Annotated in this window: 1 protein-coding gene; it reads right to left on the bottom strand. The window is 38.3% G+C overall.

The window, feature by feature from the left end:
- Nucleotides 1-122: 122 nt before the first annotated feature.
- On the bottom strand, nucleotides 123-914 hold the full coding sequence (locus QZT26_RS17800) for a helicase-related protein (RefSeq protein WP_295104115.1): 792 nt from the start codon (nucleotides 912-914) through the stop codon (nucleotides 123-125).
- Between the last annotated feature and the right edge of the window lie 163 nt (nucleotides 915-1,077).

The raw sequence follows: 1,077 nt of genomic DNA, 5'->3' as shown, positions 1-1,077 counted from the left end.
ATAATTCCATCAACTTATTCATAAGTAGTGTCCTCCAAATTGTCTGATTACTATTTACGAGGATACTACTATACTTTATAATAAACTAAAAATCACCTTTTTGGTTGCGGCCAAAGGCCGCGCTAGGCAATCCGTTTTTCAAAATTAACACCTGATTCAATACTACCCAATACTTCATCGCTTGCCCCGAAAATGCCGTCAAAAAGCTTGAATTTTTCTTTCAATAACTGATAAACCCTCTGGTCTGCGGCATTACTCTTATTTAGGAAATTTACGACAACCACATCAAACTTTTGCCCATACCGGTGGCATCGCCCGATTCTTTGTTCGATACGTTGAGGATTCCAGGGTAAGTCATAATTTACTACCAGAGAGCAAAATTGCAGGTTAATACCTTCTGCGGCGGCTTCTGTGGCTATCAGGATGACTGCCTCATCTCTGAAATAATCTACTATTGCAGCCCGCTTATCGGCACTTTTTGAGCCTGTGATTCTGTCTGTGCCAAGATGCCTCTCGATCCATTTTTTATAGATTTCTTTGGATTTCTGATCGTTGTTCGAGCCGTTAAATAAAACTATCCTGTCCTTGTGCTCAGTATTTTCTAAGATGCTATTCAGATATTCTTGTGTTCTTGTAGATTCGGTAAATATGATGGCTTTTTTATTACCACCCAGACGTTCTATTTCAGCAAAACCTTTTTTCAGGGCGGTCAGGAGAACCTCTCCCTTTGAATTTCTGGTAATAGACCTGGCAAGATATTGAAATTCCTTCAGGTCGTTGATTTCCTTTTTGATGTCTTCAATTTCCTCTGAAGTGTAAACTTCTTCCTTTGCTTCAGTAACGGGTTGATTTTCTTCTTCAGCATCCTCCCATTCATCCTTAATTTCATCATAAGATTCAAAATCCTGAGACACTATCTGCTCAATGTCTTCCTGTAGCCCCTTGGTAGTTAGTGTCTGAACGAAAACTATCTTTTTTATGCAAGATTCTTTCTCTGAGCAAATTTAAATTTTTTTAAATTGCCCCTTTTTCAACTTTTTCTTCTACGCTTTAATCTATGATACGGTTGTTTTATTC

The organism is uncultured Candidatus Kuenenia sp. (assembly GCF_900696675.1).
Taxonomy (GTDB): domain Bacteria; phylum Planctomycetota; class Brocadiia; order Brocadiales; family Brocadiaceae; genus Kuenenia; species Kuenenia stuttgartiensis_A.
The sequence above is the reverse complement of the archived record's forward strand: the minus strand, read 5'-3'. Positions and strand labels throughout refer to the sequence as shown.